Source organism: Glaciihabitans sp. UYNi722 (assembly GCF_040549465.1).
Classification (GTDB): Bacteria; Actinomycetota; Actinomycetes; order Actinomycetales; family Microbacteriaceae; genus Lacisediminihabitans.
In genome coordinates, this window is the sequence record NZ_JBEPTL010000002.1 from 99,558 (window position 1) to 118,312 (window position 18,755).

An 18,755-nucleotide genomic window follows, 5' to 3' on the forward strand; every position below is an offset into this window, starting at 1 on the left:
CCGACCGGAATCAGTTGCGGACGAGGTCTGCAGAGACGGCCCACAGGAGCCGTGCAGCTGCGGGGTCGAGTGCCCACTCTTTGACCCCATGAGGATGGTCGGCGAGTTCGGCATCGTTCGGCACGGTATACGCCTCGCGACAGTCGTCGAGATAGTGGCCTCCGGTATGAGCGAACTCAGGCGCCACCGCCGCGACGAGACTGGTGGCAGCTCCCTGTGCGACTGTCTTGTACTCGAACAGACCAGCCGCTTCCGCGGCATCGAGCGATTCTTTCTGCGTCGGGGAGAAGTTGCGCTGGAGCCCCGTCGCAACGCCCCCGGGATTCACCGCGTTCGTGACGATGCCGTCGGATGCCCAACGGCGGGTGGCTTCGACGGCGAACAGCGAGTTGGCTGTCTTTGATTGCGCGTAGGCGATTTGAGGGTCGTAAGGACGATGCGCAAAGTGCAGGTCGTCGAACAGGATGTCGGCGCGCATGTGTGCGGTCGAGCTGAGCGACACGATTCTCGCGCCATCCTGCTCCGCCGCGCCGCGCACCAGCGAATCATGCAACCCGAGGGCGAGGCTGAAATGGCCGAGATGGTTCGTTGCGAATTGCAGTTCCCATCCCTCCGCGGTGCGCTGAAGGCCACTCGTGACGACGCCCGCATTGTTGATCAGAAGATGAAGCGGACCGTTCCAGTCATCGACGAAGTCGCTCACGGCCCTCCGGTCTGCGAGGTCCAGTCGAACTACGCGCGGTCTGGATGCCCCGGTCGACCGTCTGATCTCCTCGGCAACCGTATTTCCCGCCTCGATGTTCCGAACAGCCAGGGTCACCTCGGCTCCGGCTGCTGCTAGCGCTCGGGCCGTCTCGGCGCCGATCCCGGACGAGCTGCCCGTCACGATCGCCCGGAAGCCTCCCAGGTCGATGCCATGCAGTACCTCGTCGGCTGTGCTGGCAGGGCTGAAAGAAGTCGTGATGGCGAGGTGAGAAGTCATGCGTTAACTATACGGACTAATCAATTTATGTAAAGTATGATTATTCCGCATAAGCTCAACTCATGGGCAACCACAAACCGCAAGCGGAGACGACAGGCACTGTCGGCGTCGATCGCCGGGCTGCCGTACTGAATTCTGCGCTCGTCACTTTTGCTCGCTTCGGCTATCGGAAGACATCGATGGAGGAGGTCGCCAAAGCGGCTCGTATCTCCCGACCTGGCCTCTACTTTCTCTTCGCGTCGAAGGAAGACCTCTTTCGAGCAGCCGTATCGCAGGCTTTGGAAGAAGACATCGCTGAAGTCGGGCGGATTCTGGAGCAGTCCGATCGATCCCTCCGTGCGCGGCTCCTGGATTCTTTCGATCGGTGGGCCGGCCGTTACATCGGCCCGATGACCAGGGACATCGCGAGCGTGATCGAGGATAATCCTGCTCTCCTCGGCGGTATCGTCGAATCGTTCCCGCGACGCTTCGCCGACCTGGTCACGAATGCCATCGCTGCACAGGTAACGAACCTGGATCGAGGAGCGGCCGTCGCGCTGACGCAGACCATGATCAGTACCGCGATCGGTATCAAGTATCAGGTCGATAATCGTGAGCAGTATGGAGAGCGTTTCGCGATCGCGGTGGACCTTCTACTCCGCTGACGGACTACTTCGCCAACCGACCCAGTCCGGCGTCCCTACGACCTTGTTTCACCAGAGATACGCGATTCATCCGGAGATTCCTGGCGACCTGATGTCCGGTGGCGCCTCTGCGCTAGAAGCTGGGGCGGGAGTGGGCCCACACCCGAAGCGGGCCCACACCGCAATCCCTAGAAGGGATTTGGTGAAGATCATCCCCCGACGATCTCCACTTACCTCAGTATGGGCAGGAGATTCGTACCCTACAAGCCCCCGTCTGGGGTACAAGGGTGGGTCGAGAGAAGCGTGGGGCGGGAGGCCCAGGGCGGCTTACGGGGGTTGTCGCACTTGACCTCCCGCAAACCGACACCAACCGGTGCCAGCAGGGATACGACGTGGAAGAAACCGTTATAGCTCGGGGGAAAGCAACGGTGTTCTGTTCGGGTATCCGCACCGTGATTCGGGAAGCATCTCGGCGCGTATCAAACTATAGCGGATGTCCGCACAAAGGGGGACCAATATATCGCCCCAGTTTTAAGATTCTTCGAATTTTTTCGGCGCGTACACGCGCGGCGTGGACGAGCGCGGTCTGGACGAGCGCAACACGAGCGGGCGCATCCATCCGCTCAGACCGCGCTGCGTCTCGGCTAGTTGCCGGCCTCCGAGCGCTTATAGGCCTTGACAGCTTTGACGCGGGCATTCTCCTCGTTGACCTCTGCGTGGATTGCACGCTCCTTCACCAGCCAGGCGGGCGGCGCCTTGAGCAGGTCGCCGATCTCCTCGGTGGTGAGGGGATCGGTCACGCCAGCTCTGGCCAGTCCCGCGTTGGAGATGCCGAGCTTATGGGCGACAACCGGGCGAGGATGCGGACCGGTCTTGCGCAGTTCGACCAGCCAGGCGGGCGGATCGGCGATCAGTTGGTTGAGCTGTTCGCGCGATACCGGCTCCTGTTGAAAGGATCCCGGCGTGGCGGGGAGGTACACGCCGAGTTTCTGTGCCGCCGTCGCGGGCTTCATGGTCTGTGGCGATTTCGCGGGGCTCATCAGGTCAGCGTAGCCTGAGACCCCCACCGCACACCCGTGCGACCGAGCGAGGGGAAGCCGTGGACGCCGAGGCTGATCCCTTCACGATTGCCTTCGTGGCCGGTGTCACCCTCACCCGGTGGACCACAGCCTGGGCCGAGCGCTTCCCACGGCAGCCGCTAGCTTTCCTGCCGATCGATCCCGCCGCACAGGTCGCCGTGCTCCACGACGGTCGTTCCGACGTCAGTTTCGTGCGGCTGCCCATCGACCGGGATGAGCTGAGCGTGATTGCGCTCTACAGCGAGACGCCTGTCGTAATCGTGCCGAGGGCGCATCCGATCTCCCGGTTCGCCACTGTGACGCTCGCCGATCTCGCCGCAGAAGATCGGGTTGCGGAGAGCCTGTCCGCCGAAGACGCGGTCGAGCTGGTGGCAGCGGGAGGGGGGATCGTCATCCTGCCACAATCGATCGCACGCCTGCACGCTCGCAAGGATGTCGTGGCGCGCCCGGTGACGGATGCCGCGGAGACCGGCATCGCCATCGCCTGGCTGGCCGAGAAGACCACCCCGCAGATCGAGGAGTTCGTCGGCATCGTGCGCGGCCGCACGGCGCGGAGCTCGCGCTCGGCCCAACCGGAGGCGAAGCCGGAGAAGAAAGCCGCGCCGCCGAAAACGCGCCAGAAGCCGGCTGCGAAGCGTGTCATCCGTCCGCGCAGGCCGCGAGGGGGCCGCTGAGCCCTTGCCCGCCTCGTGCTGCTGAGCTGCTGAGCGGCTGAGCGGCTGGGCGGCTCGTTCGGGCCGCCGAGATGGCAGTTGTGGCGACCCTGGCGCGTTGTGAAGTCGCCACAACTACAATCTCGGCGCGCGCTGCGGGAAATCGGGGCTACGCGGATGCTCGGTTGCGGCGCCAGGAGACGATGCCCGCGACGATCGCACCGACGATGAAGGCCCCGCCGATCGCATAGGCCGCCGATTTGACGACGGGGATGCTGGCCGCGAAATACCCGGTGACGGTGAGCAGCACACCCCAGGCGAGTGCTCCGACGAGGTTCGCGGCGAGGAATCTGCCGTAGTTCATGCGCGCGATGCCGGCCACCGGTGGAACGAGCACGCGGCCCCACGGGATGAAGCGCGCAACGACTACGGCCCACCAGCCGAGGTCGTTGTAGAACTTCTCCGCGCGCGCGATGCTTGTGCGTATCCATTTACCCTTGCGGCGGTCAAGGTACGGCCGCCCGTAGTGGCGACCGAGTACGAAGCCGAGCTGGTCTCCGAGGAATGCGGCGATGCCGACACCGATGGCGAGTACCCAGATGCTCAGGCTCTCACTGCGGGCGGAGAGGATGCCGGCGGCGAAAAGCAGCGAGTCCCCGGTGATGAAGGGGATGAACGCACCGACGAAGAGGCCGGTCCCGGCGAAGACCAGCCCCCAGACGATCGCGTAGAAGGCCCAGGGGCCGAAGGTGGTGAGCCAGTCGGAGACCTGGCCGTCGAGGGCCGCGAGGTGAAGCATCCGTCGTCCTGCTCAGCGAGGCAGTCGTTCAGGCTTCGGGGTCGACCGGATCGTCGTCGGGCCTGCCCTTGGAGGCGAGTGTCGCCGCGCGCTCGGCGAGGCGACGCTGAACCCCGGCCTCCGCATCCGCGATCACCTGCGGGTCGAGGTAGGGGTTCTCGTGCTCGCTGGTGCCGTGGTGCTTTTCGATGTAGGCGTCAAGCTCCGGCCCTGACTCCCAGGACGTGATGAGGGCGTAACGAGGCTCAGGCCCCTTGTGCCATACGGCGTGCCAGAAGCGCTGGGTGTCGACGATGATCTGCGAACCGGCGGGAAGAGCGATGCGGATCTCGGTGCTCGGGTTAAAGCGATCTTCGCGCAGCGTCATAAACGACTCCGCGTCGTCCGTCAGGTTGAAGAAGCCGCGCACGATCCATCCGGTGCCGTCGGGGTTCAGACGGTTGTTGTCATCCTGGTGAAGGTTGTAGAGGGTGCTCGCGTACTCGTTGGGCTGCAGTTCGATCACGCGACAGCGGCCGACATTCGCGCCCGGTTCCTGTGCGCGACGGGTGAGGTTCGGCGCTTTCGCCACCTGGGACTCGATCCAGACCCCCTCCTTGTCGGTGCGGGGTGGCTCGTGATTCCAGAATCCGTTGACCTCGATCTCACCTTTCGCGCTGGCGAGCGGTGCGAACTGCGTGTCGCCGGATGATTTCCAGTCGACATACTCTACGTCGAGCCATTCCTGGGGGTCGGCCTCCTGGTTGTAACGGTCCAGGATGACGAAACCTCTCTCGTCGATGGCTCGGGATTTGATGTAGCTCATCTGAGCCCCTTCGGTAAGAGAACTAGCGCGAGTTAACTAGCTCAACTTAGGTAACCCTAACATTTAGAGGAGCCTGGCGATGAAACGATCGCGCATAGGATCAGCCCATGACCCAGAGGAAGGATGCCCGAACATGACCAACACATCGGGCGGCGGGTCTCGCTTCGACCCACGCTTCGACCCCGCCTTCCAACCCGGCTACGACCCGACATCGGACCCGCGGCCAGACACCCGCCCCGATGGGGGCTCTCCACAGTTGCGCAACGGGAACGTCGTAATGCCCATGCCGGGTTCGCCCGCTGGGCGGACGACGGGCACTGGGGCGACGGGGACTGGGCGGACAGGCACTGGGGCGACCGGTACTGAGGTAACAGGTTCGTCGGAGATTCACGATGTCGAGATTGTCGAACCGGCGAACGAAACCGTCGTCGAGACTCGTCGGGTCAATCCGTTCCTCATCGCCATCTGGGTGCTCAGCGCGCTGTTCATCGTCGCCGGTCTCTCACTGCTGCGCTACATGGGCGAACGCCTCGACGCCCTCAACTCGACCGGTGGCGGCAGCAGCGCCGACTACTACGTGCTCAACTCTTACGCCACTGGCGCACCATTGCTGGTGGTACTCGGGCTGGCAACGGCTACGGGCAGCCTGTTCCTTCTGGCGCGCCGTCGCCCTCGCAGGAACGGGTAGTCAGCTTCAGTTCGACGCGTTCGGGTCGATCGGTTCGCCGTTGAGCAGCGTCTGCCCGGCGGGGGGCGCAGGCGGCGTGGTATTCGTCCGTGGCGCACCACCGGGCGCGATCGTGGTGGCTGTCGATGCCGCGGTGCCGACTGCCGGCGCGGATGCCGCGGCCTGGTCCGCCCGACGCTGAGCGCCACGAGTTCCGGCGGCGATGGCGATCAGCCCGAAACCGAGGCCGACGATGATCGGCAGGATGTTGTCGAAGTCCCTGAACTGCCGCACCACCACGGTCGCACCACCACGGTCGCAGAGGCCGGGCTATTGAGCGCCTCAAGACCCGAGCGCAGGTTCACTGCGTGGTACAGGCCATAGGCCCGGCCGAGCACGCCCGCCAGCACGGCGAGGAGCGTGAGCAGGATGCCGAGCAGCGCCACGGGAGCGGTGCCGCGTCGCACCACAGCCACGCCTGCCTCTTTGCGATAGAGCGAGATCAGGATGGTCACACCGACACCCACGAAGAAGCCAGTCACGAAACCGAGGCCGGTCAGAAAAGACGACCCGACCGCGGAGATCACGATGGCGATCGGGAAGGCGATCAGCGAGAGGAGCAGGCCGCGCCCGACATCCTCTGGCACGTCGGCATTGGCCGGATTGACTCTCACGGGATTCTCCTGCGGTCAGATTGTGTCGGGTTGGTTAGCGCCACCGTTCAGCGTTCCGGAGGAACCGGAGTTCACCTGGGGAGCGGAAGGCGTCGCGGGGAAGGGCGGATCCTGGATCATGGGCGCGATGCCGGCTGGTTGCTTCGAGGTCGCGAAGGCGACGCGCAGCACCGAGAAAGCGCCGAGCACACCAAGGGCCAGGGAGAGGATCAGCACGACGGCGTTGGACGTGAGGAGGGCACCGAAGTCCTCGCCGAAGGCCGTCCAGAACAGCGGATGTGTGAAGGCCTGGATCCAGGTGAGGTCAGCTGCGTCGGCGATTGCCCGCACATAGTCAGTGACGAGCCCGCAGTAGAAGCTGAGCAGCAGGGTCACCAGCACGACGCCCGAGATCAGGACCGCGCCCTTTGTGCTGACGCGGCCGCCGGAGCCTTTGCGATAAAGCCAGGCGGCAGCCGCCGCCACGGCGAAAGCGGCGATCGCGGAGACGAATCCGAAACTCCAGATGACCACCCACAGCACGACACCGATCGGTACCGCGAGCAGGGCGAACAGGGTGCCGCGAACGAGATTCTCCGGCGGCAACTCTCGCGCTGGAATGAGCGTGGTCATTGGTGTCCCCCTGCGAATCGAACGAGTGTTGCTCACACCCTATCGGGATCGCGAGACTCCGTCAGGTCTGGCAACGGGGGCACCAGTAGATGTCCCGCAGTTCGAGTTCCGTATCGCCGAGGCGCCCATGGCTGATGGCTGTGCCGCAGCGCAGGCATGGCTGACCCTCGCGGCGATACACCCAGTCCGTTGCTCCCCGCAGGGTGCCGGTGGTGGTGCGATCCACCCTGTCCTTGTTCGAGTCGATCAGTCGCTGGGCGAGCGTGACGAGCTTCTCCGGATTGACGACCTCGCCGACCGGCCGCGTCGGCAGCACGCCGCGCAGGAAGCACAGCTCGTTCCGGTAGACATTGCCGAGTCCGGCGATGATCCGCTGGTCGAGAAGTGCGAGCCCGACCGCACGGGACGGATCGGCGGTGAGTCTCGCCAGCGCCTCATCCGCATCCCAGTCGACAGCCAGTGGGTCTGGTCCGAGGTGGCCGACGACGCTCTGCTCGTCGCCCTTGGCCACGACTTCGAGGAGTCCGAGCTGGAACCCGATGGCTGTCCACTCCTCGTTGGCGAGGATCACCCGTGCCTGCCACTCCGGTCGTCGCCATCGGGTACCCGGCCGGTAGACGTGCCACGATCCTTCCATCTTGAGGTGGCTGTGAATGCTGTGCTCGCCGACCCGGATGAGCAGATGCTTGCCGCGGCTCACCACCTCATCGACCCTTTCTCCGGTGAGGTCGACAGTCGCGAACGCCGGAACCCGGATGTCGCAGCGCGTCAGCACCCGACCGGCCAGCACCGCGTTCAGGTTCTTCGCCGTGCGGTAGACGGTGTCGCCCTCAGGCACGCAGCCTCAGCCCTTGCGGGGTCGCGCTGAATCCGGCCTCGACGAGAGCGTCGCCGAGCACGGTCCCGATCACGAACTCGCCATCGACGCGTTCCACCTTGAGTCGCGCCAGCGAGCGCCGGACAGTCGTGGCGAGGGACTCCGCGGATGCCGTGAGTGCGCGTTCGTCGGCGCCGAAGGTGAGCATGGTCTTGCCGCCGCGCTCCACATAGAGGGCGAGGGATCCATCGACGAGCACCACCAGCGCGCCGGCCTTCCTGCCGGGTCGATGCCCTTTCTTCTCATCGGCGGCGACCGGATTCTGCGGCCAGGGGAGGGCCGCGCCGTAGGGGTTGGCCGGGTCGGTGGCGGCGAGAGTGATCGTGACCGGCGGCCGCTCGGAGTCGGGCTCGCGGGCGAAGGAGCGCAGTCGGTCGACAGTGGCACCGGTGGCGAACTGGGCGGCACCGAGACCCTCGACGAAGTAACCGCGACGGGCGCGCCCGGTCTCCTCGAATCCGCTGAGCACCCGGTAGGCCAGGGCGAAACCGCCGCGAATGCCCTCGCTCACGACGGCTCCGCGGGTGACAATGCCGTAGCGCTCGAGGAGCAGCTCCGCGGTGGCGACGCCGCGCACAGTGGTATCCGGTTCCGCGAGGGGAAGCAGTGACCAGCGACCGGCGGCACTCGGCGGACCGGCCTGCGCTGGCATGACGGGGCGTGCGCGTCCGCGATAGGCGCGGGTGCGCGGGGCGGTCCGTGGCTTGCTGGCCCTGCCGCCGAGATAGGAGCGCAGCGGGGCGAGCGTGTCATTGGTCACGAGGCCCGACCAGACGAGATCCCACAGCGCGGTGGCCAGTTCGCGGTCATCGGTACTGCCGACGGCATTGGAGAGCTGGCGGAAGAAGTACGCGCCGCCCCCGGCCAGACTGGCCAACACCGTGCGCTGCAACTCCGTTGTCTCGGCACCGGTGGGCTCCGGCAGGGTGAGGGCCGCGGTCTCGGCGAGGTGCAGGCTCATCCAGCCGTCGCTGCCGGGAAGTGCCCCGCCACCCGACCAGATCACTTCGCCTGACGCGGTGAGCTCGTCGAGCATCACCGGCGAGTAGTCCTTGACTCGCGACGGCAGAACAAGGGACTCCCAGGCGGATGCCGGCAGCGCGACCCCAGCGAGCTGGTCGATGACAGTGGCGAGGCCGTCGACCCCGCGCAGCGGCTCGGCGACGTGCTGCCAGGCCGGCAGGAACCGCCCGAGCGTTGCCGCGTCCACGGGCTCGACCTCCTGGCGCAGGGCGGCGAGGGAACGACTGCGCAACCGACGAAGAACCTCCACGTCGCACCACTCGCTGCCGGTGCCGTTCGGGCGGAACTCGCCCTCTGTCACCCGCCGTTGGCTTGCCAGCCTGCGCAGCGCGTCAAGCACGACAGCGGTGCCGAGACTGAACCGTTCGGCGACGGCACCCAGCGAGAATGGTCCGTGGGTGCGCGCGTAGCGGCTCACCAGGTCGCCGAGCGGATCCTCCACAGGCTCGACGAAGGCTGCGGGGATGCCGATGGGGAGCGGCGTGCCGAGCGCGTCGCGCAGGCGGCCGGCATCCTCGATGATGGCCCAGCGTTCGCCGCCAGCGCGCCAGATGCGGTTGGCTTTCTCGAGTTCGCCGAGCCAGGCGGTGAGCGTGCTCGCCGCCTGCGGCTGTCGGAGGGGTGCTTCAACAGGCTCAGCGACGGATGGCTCGGCGACCGGCGCCAGTCGCTCGGCGATCTCGGGCTCCGACATCGGGCCGAGCATGCGTAACAGGTCGACGATGCCTTCTGCGTCGCGGGCCTTGCGGTCGGGGGCGAGTCGCTGCAGCTCCAGTTCGGTCTGTTCGATGACACCGGGGTCGAGCAGTTCGCGCAGTTCGGCGCGACCGAGTAATTCACCGAGCAGCGTCGGGTCGAGCGAGAGCGCTGCGGCCCGGCGTTCGGCCAAAGGAGAATCACCCTCGTACATGAAGGCGGCGACGTAGCCGAAGAGCAGCGACCGGGCGAAGGGCGAGGCCTGTTCGGTCTCGGTTTCGACGATACGGATGCGACGGCTCTCGATCTGCTCGGCCAGGTCGGTGAGCGCCGGCAGATCGTAGACGTCCTGGAGAACCTCTCGCACCGCTTCGAGAACTATCGGAAAACTGGGGTATTTGCGCGCCACATCCAGCAACTGGGATGCCCGCTGACGCTGCTGCCAGAGCGGCGACCGCTTGCCGGGGTTGTAGCGCGGCAGCAGTAGCGCGCGGGCCGCGCACTCGCGGAACCTGGCCGCGAAGAGCGCGGATCCTCCGACCTCCTCGGTGACGATGTCCCGCAGTTCGGCGGATTCGAAGACGAAGAGTTCCGCGCCAGGCGGTTCGCTCTCGGTGTCAGGGATGCGCAGGATGACTCCGTCGTCGCTCGCCATGGCAGCCCCGTCGAGCCCAAAGCGTTCGCGGATGCGAGCCCCGACGGCGAGAGCCCAGGGCGCGTGCACCTGCATGCCGTATGGGGAATGTAAGACGACGCGCCAATCTCCGAGTTCGTCGCGGAAGCGTTCAACCACGAGTGTGCGGTCGGTCGGTACGTGACCGGTGGACTTCTTCTGGTCGTCGATGAAGGCGACCAGGTTGTTGACCGCGCGCGGGTCGAGGCCGCCGGTGAGAGCTCTCGCCCTCGCGACCTCATCACTGGCTGAGGAGATCTCGCGGGTGAACTCGCCGATTGCACGCCCCAGTTCGGCTGGGCGGCCGAGGCCGTCGCCCTTCCAGAACGGGACCTTGCCCGGCTGCCCGAAGGCCGGCGAGACGACGACACGGTCGTGGGTGATGTCTTCGATGCGCCAACTCGTCGCGCCGAGCGCGAAGACGTCGCCGACCCGGGACTCGTAGACCATCTCCTCGTCGAGTTCGCCAACTCTGGCGGGAGCCTTGCCACCCTCGGTCGAGCCCACCATGAAAACCCCGAAGAGCCCGCGGTCCGGGATCGTGCCGCCGGAGGTCACCGCGAGACGCTGGGCGCCCGGCCGACCGGTGAGTCTGCCGCTCACACGATCCCAGACCACCCGTGGCCGAAGCTCGGCGAACTCGTCGGAAGGATAGAGGCCGCTCAGCAGATCGAGTGTCGCGTCGTAAGCCGATCGTGGCAGCGTGGAGAATGGTGCGCTGCGACGCACGACATCGAACCACTCGTCAACGTCGATCGAATCGAGAGCCACGGCAGCGACGGTCTGCTGGGCGAGGATATCGAGCGGGTTCTGCGGGATGGCCATCGCCTCGATCAGCCCGGCAGACATCCGCTCGCTTGCAACCGCCGAATGGATGAGGTCGGCCCGATGCTTCGGAAAGATGATGCCGCGCGACACCTCGCCCACCTGGTGCCCGGCTCGACCAACCCGCTGGAGTCCGCTCGCGACAGAGGGCGGCGATTCGACCTGGATGACCAGGTCGACGGCTCCCATGTCGATGCCGAGCTCGAGCGAGCTCGTGGCGACGACGCAGCGCAGCCTGCCCGACTTGAGATCGTCTTCGATCATCGCGCGCTGGTCTTTGCTCACCGAGCCATGGTGCGCCCGTGCGAGCAGTGGCGAAGCTCCGGAGGTCTGGCCAGCCTGCGCCATCATCTGGGCTGGCGGTCCTGCCTTGAGCTTGTCGAAGGGGGCCGGCTTGTCGATGGCCGCCGTCGAGGCTTCGGCAGGCTCAGCGAGCGCACCAATGAGCTCAGGCTGCTCGATCCGCTCGGCGTAGATCTCGTTGAGCCGTGCGGTCAGTCGTTCCGCAAGGCGCCGCGAGTTGGCGAACACGATGGTGGACCGGTGCTCGAGGATACGGTCGACGATCTGTTCCTCGACGTGCGGCCAGATCGACCCCTGTGGCGTGTTACCTGCTGCCGAACCCTCCAGCACCGGCGCCGTACCAAGCTCGGTCATATCCTCGACGGGCACCACCACGGTCAGGTCGAACTTCTTGGTCGAAACGGGGGCGACGATCGCGACGGGCGCGCTGCCACCGAGAAAGCGTGCTACCTCTTCGCGGGGTCGAACGGTCGCCGACAGTCCGATGCGCTGCGCCGGCTTCTCCAGCAGCATGTCGAGCCGCTCGAGCGACACCGCGAGGTGCGCGCCGCGTTTGGTTGACGCGACGGCGTGCACCTCGTCGATGATCACCGTCTCGACGCCCAGCAGCGTCTCCCTCGCCGAGGCGGTGAGCATCAGGTAAAGCGACTCGGGCGTGGTGATCAGGATGTCCGGCGGTTGCCGCTGCAGCAGCCGCCGGTCGGCGGAGGTGGTGTCGCCGGAGCGCACTCCGACGGTGACCTCCGGAGGCTGCATCCCGAGCCGTTTGGCAGTCTGGGTCACCCCGACGAGGGGTGAGCGGAGGTTGCGTTCCACATCGACGGCGAGCGCTTTGAGCGGTGAGATGTAGAGAACGCGGGTGCGGCGATTCGGGTCGTCGGGTACGGGGGTCGAGGAAAGACGATCGATGGCCCAGAGGAAGGCGGCCAACGTCTTGCCCGACCCGGTCGGTGCGACGACCAATGCGTGGGAGCCATCGGAGATAGCGCGCCAGGCGCCGACCTGTGCATCCGTTGGCGCTGCGAAGGCGCCGGAAAACCACTCCCTGGTCGCCGGGGAGAATCGCTCGAGCGGATTCGCCATCAGTCCATCATCCTCTGCACCACTGTCACAACAGTTTCACCGTGTGCCTGACGCATCCGGAGCTCCATCCCGTTCGTTTCAGTAGGATTCAGGCACGGGGGCGAATCAGCGCGGCCGGATACCTAGGTGGCAACAGTGGATTACAACTTCCAGATGAACTCGGAGCAGACCACCACCACGACCACAGGTTCGATCATCGGCTACATCATTATGGCGATTCTGCTCTGGCGGATCTTCTCGAAGGCGGGTCGCCCGGGCTGGCTCGCGCTCATCCCGATCGTCAACATCTTCGTGCTGATCCAGGTCTCCGGTCACTCCGGCTTGTGGGTGCTGCTCATCTGGATCCCCATCGTGGGGTGGATCATCTCCATCGTCTTCTCCGTACATCTGGCGCGCAATTTCGGCAAGGGTGGCGTCTTCGGATTCTTCCTGCTCTGGCTCGTCTCGATCATCGGCTACCTGATACTCGCGTTCGGATCGAGCACCTATCAGGATCCGCGCACAGTCGTGCGCGCCTGAGAACGGCTCGCGCCGCGCCGCGCCGCTGGGTCGCAGCCTGTTAAGTGACAATGGAGCATGGCTTCCACTGGCACCCCCGACCCCAATTCCGGCTGGCTGTCCGATGAGGAGCTCGCCGAGACGCGCCGCCGCCTCCCACTGCTCTACGTCGAAGCACTACCGGTGCGAGTCGACGGGATCGGCCAGGTCACAGAGGTCGGCATCCTGCTGCGGGCGAACGCCGCCGGGGCCATCACCCGCACCCTCGTCTCCGGGCGCGTGATGTACGGCGAGACCATTCGCGACGCGCTGTTCCGCCACCTCGAGAAGGATCTCGGGCCGATGGCCTTCCCGCTGCTTCCGGCCAGCCCGGTGCCGTTCACCGTCGCCGAGTACTTTCCTTTCCCCGGCTCGCAGTACACGGATGACCGCCAGCACGCCGTCTCCCTCGCCTACGTGGTGCCCGTGACCGGCACCTGCGAGCCGCGGCAGGACGCTCTCGAGCTCACCTGGATGACGCCCGAGGAGGCCGCATCCGACTCCATCTCCGCCGAAATGGAGGGCGGACGCGGCTCACTGCTCCGCGCCGGCCTCGCCTCGGTCGGCGCTCTTTTCTAGACGTTACGAAGCGGGTTTCGATAGCTCGAAACAGAACGACGGAGCGACGGTGGTGAGACGGTTCGTCAGGATGGCCCTGCGTGTCACGTCGGAGACGCCTGTTTTTTCGTTACGGAGTAAGTCCCGCAAGCTCCGCAGTCAGTCGCCTTTACCAACGGACAGTCGGCGGGTCGGTGGTGAAGTCGACGGTGGCTGCGCCGAGGCTCGGACCGAAGAAGACACTGCAGGTGCCGTGCGTCCCGTTCTTGGTGCAGGTGCCTTTCGCGTCGATGCCGCCGATCGGCTCGCTGGAAATCTTGCGGATGTCGGTCAGATTGTCGCTGGGCTTCAGCCCCGCGAGGGTGCTCTGCGCGTCGCCGCTGAGCGTGCGAATGATTGTGCCGTCTTCGAACTGCGTGCCGTCGGACAGAGTCGCCGGCAGGTCGAGCCCGCATCCGGCGGTCAGTGACTTCGAGGCGATGCAGGGCGCGACCGCGGTGGCGACGGCCTGACGGAGCGCGGTCAGTCCCTCGTCACTGAGTGACAATGTGGGGCCTTCGGCGCTGGTGGGGGCAAAACCGTCCGGCACGACAATCTTCGACGTGCTGCCGATGGCGAAGTCCTTCGACGTGGTCGCAAGCACGTAGGTACCGGGGAAGACTATCGCCTTGCCGTCGCTGATCTTTGTGCCATTCAGCGTGAGGTCGAGGCCCTGCAGGCGACTGCTGAGGTCGAGGCCAGCGGGACCGGTCTCGACTTTCCACTTTCCGTTCAGGTCGTTGAGGGTGAACTTCGCGGTGACCGGGGCGCCGCCGATCGTGTACCGCGCCACCAGGTCGACAAAGCCGCTGCTCTTCGTCGGGTTCGTCACCTTGATGCTCTTGATAGCGCCGAGCTTGTTCGACGCACGCAGGGCCGAGTCGGTGAGCAGCGTGGTGTCGTGCGGCTTGTTCGCGTCCTCGATGTAGGACAGGGCTGTCTTAGCATCCGATGCCGCGACCGCCTTGAGATAGGCGGTCAGCACCTCGCTCGGGCCGGCGTTGGGAACGCTGCCGCCTACGACACGCGGCACGATAACGACGGCCACGACAATGACGATGACAACCAGCAGCGCGATCGCCCCGCCGACGATCCCGAATATCGCGCCGAGTCCAAGGCCGCGCCGCGGCCCGGGCGCTACAGGCTGCGGCTGGCCGGGGAGCTGAGGGGGGCCCGAGAACTGCGGCTGGCCCGGGACCTGCGGTGGGACCGAGAACTGCGGCTGGCCCGGGACCTGTGGGGGGAGTGGGCTGCTGCCAGCCTCAATCGGCGGCGGCGGCGCCGGTGACGGTGACGGTGACGGAGCGGCGGGCGTTCCTGAGTCTGGCGGCTGCGGTGGTTCGGTGCTGTCGTCAGCCATGGTGGCGCCTCCCGTGAGCGAGCTATTCCCACGATATTAGCTATTCCCGGGCGCCGACGGGGCCCACTCAGCGAGTAGCGCCTCGACCGCGCGGGGATTTGTTCTCCGCGCTGCGGTTACAACATCCGCGCGGACAACAGACCACCGCGCGGATGAGAGAAGGGCCCCGCACCGAAGTGCGAGGGCCCCTTGAGCCACTGAAAGCTAGCGAACTACCTGGCTGCAGGTCAGCGCGAGCCGTTACGACGACGTCCGCCGCCACCACCCTGCGACATGCCGACGAGGCCGCCACCGGAGCCGGCGCGGTTCGCGCCGCCCGTGCGGGGCGCGCCCGAACGATCACCGGAGCGAGGTGCAGCGGATGTCGCGCCCTCCCCGCTCGCCGTGCTGTAAAAGTTGCGCGATCCGCCTGAGCTCGATGCGCCTGAGCGTTCCCCGCGCGGCTGGCCGGATGCGGCACCGTCACGGTTGGCGCGCTTGCGCTGCGCGTTGGCGCCCTGCGAGCGGCCCTGTCCTCCCGCGCGACCCCCCTGCGACTGGCGCCCGCCGGACCGCGGTGCGCCCTGGCGCTGCGGCTCGGCTCGCGGTGCTGGCTTGACCCAGGCGGCGACCTCGCCGACGAGTGCCGTGACGGCATCCGAGGCTGCGGTCACGTGCTGCGGGGTGACGGTGATGGCCGCTTTGCGCAGCAGCGCGGCGGTGTCCTTGCGCTGGGTCGGCAGCACTATCGTGACCACCTCGCCCTCCTTGCCGGCGCGGGCGGTGCGTCCTGAGCGGTGCAGGTAGGCCTTGTGCTCTGCCGGTGGGTCGACGTGGATCACGAGCTCGATGTCATCCACGTGAACACCGCGCGCCGCGACATCCGTCGCCACGAGTACGCGGATCTCGCCGCTGCCGAACGCCGCGAGGTTGCGGTCGCGCTGCGGCTGGGAAAGGTTGCCGTGCAGGTCGACGGAGGGGATACCGGCGTCGGTGAGCTGCTTGGCGAGCTTCTTGGCGTGGTGCTTGGTGCGCATGAAGAGGATGCGGCGACCGGTGCCCGAGGCGAGCTTCTTGATGAGCTCGTTCTTGGCATCGACGGAGTCGACCTCGAACACGTGGTGGGTCATAGCCGAGACATGGCTGGTCGCCTCATCGACAGAGTGCAGCACCTCGTTGTGGAGGTACTTCTTCACGAGACGGTCGACGCCGTTGTCCAGGGTGGCGCTGAAGAGCATGCGCTGGCCGGTGTTCGGGGTCTTGTCCATGATGCGGGTGACGACGGGCAGGAAGCCGAGGTCGGCCATGTGGTCTGCCTCGTCGAGAACGGTGATCTCGACGGCATCCAGCGAGACGAAGCCCTGCTTCATGAGGTCTTCAAGTCGGCCGGGGCAGGCAACGACGATGTCGATGCCGCCCTTGAGTGCCGCAACCTGTCGCTGCTGTGAGACGCCGCCGAAGATCGTGGTGATCTTGATGCCGTAGGCGGAAGCCAGCGGCTCCATAGCGGTCGTGATCTGGGTGGCCAGTTCACGGGTTGGGGCGAGGATGAGGCCGAGCGGGCGACCCGGACGACGCTGGCCGCCGGCGAGCTTGCCGCCGAGGCGCGCGATCATCGGCAGCGCGAAGGCGAGGGTCTTGCCGGACCCGGTCTTACCGCGACCGAGCACATCGCGGCCGGCGAGGGTGTCGGGCAGGGTGTCGACCTGGATGGGGAAAGGGGAATCGATGCCGGTCGACGCGAGCTTCGCGACGAGCGGCTGTGGCACGCCTAGCGCACCGAAGGTTGTAATGGTTTCAGACATGGAGATTGGTGGTGCCTTTCAGGGCATCGGTATCGACACGAATAATCGTGTGATGAATGGCGAAGGTGGCGATGGCCACATCCGTTCGCCGGAGAAAGTTTCTACGAGCCTGCAGTGACCGGTGAGAACCGGATTTCAGCTGGTACAGGGGCGTTCAACGACGCAGGGAGTTCGTCGTGAACTCACAAGTGACTCCAGCATAGCATCCGGGCGTGCGCTGCGACCGTGTGCGGCGGCCGTGGTGCGCGCCCTGCGATCCGCGAGTCGTCATTGTTGGCTCGAAAAGAGCGGGCATGGAACCAGGTTCGACGACTCGTGGACGGTGCGTCAGTACTGCCCGTGATAGCGCTCGCCGACCGGGATCTCCACCACGACGGTGTTGCCCCGCTGGGCGAGCGGGCAGGCCCAGGCGGGGTCGTAGGCGCAGGACGGGTTGTAGGCGAAGTTGAAGTCCAGGATGAGGGAGTCGGGTGCCGCGCCCTGTCCGAGGTCCGCACCTTTGATGGTGTCGACAAGGTACCTGCCGCCGCCGTAGGTACCGCCCGGCTGGCGGGAGAGGGCATCCTTCACCGGGATGAATATGCCGCCGCCGTAGCTGCCCAGCTTCCAGACATCGAGGTTGCCCACACCGGGCACCTCGGCGATACCGATCAGATCGAATGGCACGATGCCGTCGGTGCCGGTCTCGAAATCCATGTGTCGCGGTGCGGCCGGCTTCACCCCGACCTCGAAACGCCAGGTCGGGTCGTAGGGTTCGACGGGGAGTCCTTCAAAGACCTCGAGGTCTTCGGGCAGCAGGGGGCTGGACGGATGCTCGACGAACAGCATGTCCCGTTCGCGCCGCCAGAACTCGTGGGCCGCGACAATATCCCTCGCTGCCCGCACTTCGGCGTAGAGGGCGAATACGCGGCGCCGCCAGTCGGCGACCTCGAAAGCAGTCATGTCCCCACGCTAGCTCGCGTTGGCACAATCGGGCACGTGGGGCTTGTTGCGGTCAGCGCCAGGTGGGAGCCAGCCGACGCAGCTGGATCGCCCGCCATTGCCAGAAGCTCCAGTAGAACAGCCAGAGCGGCAGCGTCGCGATCCCGGCACTCACCAGGAGCTGGTCGCGGTAGAGCGTGCGGTCACCCTGAGCCGGAGCGACGGCCATCGTGTGCTGCCACCGCGTGACGATTGCGAGCGCACCGCTCACTCCGTGGCCGTTGTCGCGCATCAGCCGTACCCCGTCGCTGCGCTCCCGATAGGAGAGGGAGATCGCCTGCTCGCCGATGGGCAGCACCCCGAACGCCCTGGCCATCACGTAGTGGTCTCCCTCCGGCCATGACTCCGGGAAGCCGTGCGCGGCGAGCGACGTGAAGGTCGTGAACGGTGCCGAGACGGCACGAAAGACCCCTGGACTGCGGATTGCGGCCCACGCGGCATCCGGTGGGCAGTCGAGAACGAGTTTGAGGAGCACTCTCATCGCCTCAGTCTCGCACTGCATGTCGCGCAGCGTAACGCGCCGTTGCCGTCGACTATCGTCGAATCGTGACTCACGGCCAGACCCAGTACCAGGTTCGCTTCGATTGGGGCGTCGACGGCTTGCAGGCCATCGGGGAAGCTGCGGATGTCGCGGTCTGGGTCGATGTGCTCGACGCCGACGGCAGCACGGCCGTCGAATCCGAGGTGCCTGTTGTGCGCGGATCCCTCCGCAACCGACGGGCCGTCGCGGAATGGGTGCTCGCGCAGCAGGGCGGCAGGGGCGAGCGGTTCATGGTCGCCATTGTCGCCGCGGGCGAGCGATGGGCCGGAGGCGGTCCGCGCTTCGCTGTCGAGGACCTGCTGGCTGCGGGCGCCATCATCGATGCGCTGGCCGATCTCGGCATCGACTACTGCTCGCCGGAGGCTGCCGCTGCCGCCGCCGCATTCACCGGCCTTCGCAACGCGACGGGCCACCTGATCGGAGCCTCAGCCAGCGGTCGCACGCTCGTTGCGGATGGCAGGCGTACCGACATCGAGGCGGCGATCGAACTGGATGTTTCCTCCGAGGTTCAGCCGGTGGGGGAATTCGACCTGCACGCCTAACGTTGGGCGAAACAGGCGAAGCTCTCACTCGGAGGCGGC

General features: G+C 66.3%; 19 protein-coding genes. 6 read left to right on the forward strand and 13 right to left on the reverse strand.

All coding sequences use genetic code 11. The features are described from left to right. Positions 1–10 precede the first annotated feature (10 nt). The gene (locus ABIB56_RS01850) at positions 11–982 is read right to left on the reverse strand and encodes an SDR family NAD(P)-dependent oxidoreductase (protein WP_354567126.1); all 972 of its coding nucleotides are present in this window, start codon (positions 980–982) and stop codon (positions 11–13) included. A 62-nt stretch (positions 983–1,044) separates the two neighbouring features. Here ABIB56_RS01850 and ABIB56_RS01855 point away from each other — a divergent pair, with 62 nt between their 5' ends. After that, the gene (locus ABIB56_RS01855; protein WP_354567127.1) at positions 1,045–1,626 is read left to right on the forward strand and encodes a TetR/AcrR family transcriptional regulator; all 582 of its coding nucleotides are present in this window, start codon (positions 1,045–1,047) and stop codon (positions 1,624–1,626) included. Positions 1,627–2,249: 623 nt separating this feature from the next. Here ABIB56_RS01855 and ABIB56_RS01860 read toward each other — a convergent pair. Then, entirely contained in the window at positions 2,250–2,645 is a 396-nt protein-coding gene (locus tag ABIB56_RS01860) for a DUF5997 family protein (RefSeq protein WP_354567128.1), read from the reverse strand. Between the two features lie 59 nt (positions 2,646–2,704). On the opposite strand from ABIB56_RS01860, the gene ABIB56_RS01865 reads away from it, so the two are divergent. Beyond that, on the forward strand, positions 2,705–3,358 hold the full coding sequence (locus tag ABIB56_RS01865; protein WP_354567129.1) for a LysR family substrate-binding domain-containing protein: 654 nt from the start codon (positions 2,705–2,707) through the stop codon (positions 3,356–3,358). Between the two features lie 148 nt (positions 3,359–3,506). Here ABIB56_RS01865 and ABIB56_RS01870 read toward each other — a convergent pair whose 3' ends face one another. Both ABIB56_RS01870 and ABIB56_RS01875 read right to left on the reverse strand, forming a co-directional pair. Continuing rightward, positions 3,507–4,136 (reverse strand): DedA family protein, encoded by a 630-nt coding sequence (locus tag ABIB56_RS01870; RefSeq protein ID WP_354567130.1) that lies wholly within the window; start codon positions 4,134–4,136, stop codon positions 3,507–3,509. A gap of 28 nt (positions 4,137–4,164) precedes the next feature. Next, a complete protein-coding gene (locus ABIB56_RS01875; RefSeq protein ID WP_354567131.1) occupies positions 4,165–4,941 on the reverse strand; it encodes a hypothetical protein in 777 nt (258 codons plus the stop codon). A gap of 133 nt (positions 4,942–5,074) precedes the next feature. Here ABIB56_RS01875 and ABIB56_RS01880 point away from each other — a divergent pair, with 133 nt between their 5' ends. After that, complete coding sequence (locus tag ABIB56_RS01880) at positions 5,075–5,629, forward strand: hypothetical protein (RefSeq protein ID WP_354567132.1); 555 nt, start codon at positions 5,075–5,077, stop codon at positions 5,627–5,629. Positions 5,630–5,635: 6 nt separating this feature from the next. Here the strand turns inward: ABIB56_RS01880 and ABIB56_RS01885 are convergent, their stop codons facing one another. The 5 genes from ABIB56_RS01885 to ABIB56_RS01905 all read right to left on the reverse strand — a co-directional run bounded on the left by ABIB56_RS01885 (position 5,636) and on the right by ABIB56_RS01905 (position 12,374). Further along, positions 5,636–5,902: a hypothetical protein gene (locus tag ABIB56_RS01885; RefSeq protein ID WP_354567134.1), complete on the reverse strand. Its 267-nt coding sequence runs from the start codon at positions 5,900–5,902 to the stop codon at positions 5,636–5,638. Beyond that, positions 5,839–6,282, reverse strand: coding sequence for a hypothetical protein (locus tag ABIB56_RS01890; protein WP_354567135.1), 444 nt, complete (start codon positions 6,280–6,282; stop codon positions 5,839–5,841). Before ABIB56_RS01890 ends, ABIB56_RS01885 begins: the two co-directional genes overlap by 64 nt. A gap of 15 nt (positions 6,283–6,297) precedes the next feature. After that, entirely contained in the window at positions 6,298–6,894 is a 597-nt protein-coding gene (locus ABIB56_RS01895) for a hypothetical protein (RefSeq protein ID WP_354567136.1), read from the reverse strand. Positions 6,895–6,955: 61 nt separating this feature from the next. Next, the gene (locus ABIB56_RS01900; RefSeq protein WP_354567137.1) at positions 6,956–7,732 is read right to left on the reverse strand and encodes an Fpg/Nei family DNA glycosylase; all 777 of its coding nucleotides are present in this window, start codon (positions 7,730–7,732) and stop codon (positions 6,956–6,958) included. Next, the gene (locus ABIB56_RS01905; RefSeq protein ID WP_354567138.1) at positions 7,725–12,374 is read right to left on the reverse strand and encodes an ATP-dependent helicase; all 4,650 of its coding nucleotides are present in this window, start codon (positions 12,372–12,374) and stop codon (positions 7,725–7,727) included. The genes ABIB56_RS01900 and ABIB56_RS01905 overlap by 8 nt, the downstream gene beginning before the upstream one ends. A gap of 126 nt (positions 12,375–12,500) precedes the next feature. Between ABIB56_RS01905 and ABIB56_RS01910 the strand changes: the two genes are divergently transcribed. Continuing rightward, positions 12,501–12,893 (forward strand): DUF5684 domain-containing protein, encoded by a 393-nt coding sequence (locus ABIB56_RS01910; protein WP_354567139.1) that lies wholly within the window; start codon positions 12,501–12,503, stop codon positions 12,891–12,893. 57 nt (positions 12,894–12,950) lie between these two features. After that, positions 12,951–13,490: an NUDIX hydrolase family protein gene (locus ABIB56_RS01915; protein WP_354567141.1), complete on the forward strand. Its 540-nt coding sequence runs from the start codon at positions 12,951–12,953 to the stop codon at positions 13,488–13,490. Positions 13,491–13,638: 148 nt separating this feature from the next. Here the strand turns inward: ABIB56_RS01915 and ABIB56_RS01920 are convergent, their stop codons facing one another. The 4 genes from ABIB56_RS01920 to ABIB56_RS01935 all read right to left on the reverse strand — a co-directional run bounded on the left by ABIB56_RS01920 (position 13,639) and on the right by ABIB56_RS01935 (position 18,114). Then, entirely contained in the window at positions 13,639–14,868 is a 1,230-nt protein-coding gene (locus ABIB56_RS01920; protein ID WP_354567142.1) for a hypothetical protein, read from the reverse strand. Between the two features lie 227 nt (positions 14,869–15,095). Next, complete coding sequence (locus tag ABIB56_RS01925; RefSeq protein ID WP_354567143.1) at positions 15,096–16,652, reverse strand: DEAD/DEAH box helicase; 1,557 nt, start codon at positions 16,650–16,652, stop codon at positions 15,096–15,098. A 327-nt stretch (positions 16,653–16,979) separates the two neighbouring features. After that, a complete protein-coding gene (locus ABIB56_RS01930; protein ID WP_354567144.1) occupies positions 16,980–17,594 on the reverse strand; it encodes a DUF1684 domain-containing protein in 615 nt (204 codons plus the stop codon). Between the two features lie 52 nt (positions 17,595–17,646). Further along, a complete protein-coding gene (locus ABIB56_RS01935) occupies positions 17,647–18,114 on the reverse strand; it encodes a hypothetical protein (RefSeq protein WP_354567145.1) in 468 nt (155 codons plus the stop codon). A gap of 65 nt (positions 18,115–18,179) precedes the next feature. Between ABIB56_RS01935 and ABIB56_RS01940 the strand changes: the two genes are divergently transcribed. Further along, positions 18,180–18,716 carry a 2-phosphosulfolactate phosphatase gene (locus ABIB56_RS01940; RefSeq protein ID WP_354567147.1) on the forward strand — a complete coding sequence of 179 codons (537 nt, stop codon included), beginning with the start codon at positions 18,180–18,182 and terminating at the stop codon, positions 18,714–18,716. Positions 18,717–18,755: the final 39 nt, after the last annotated feature.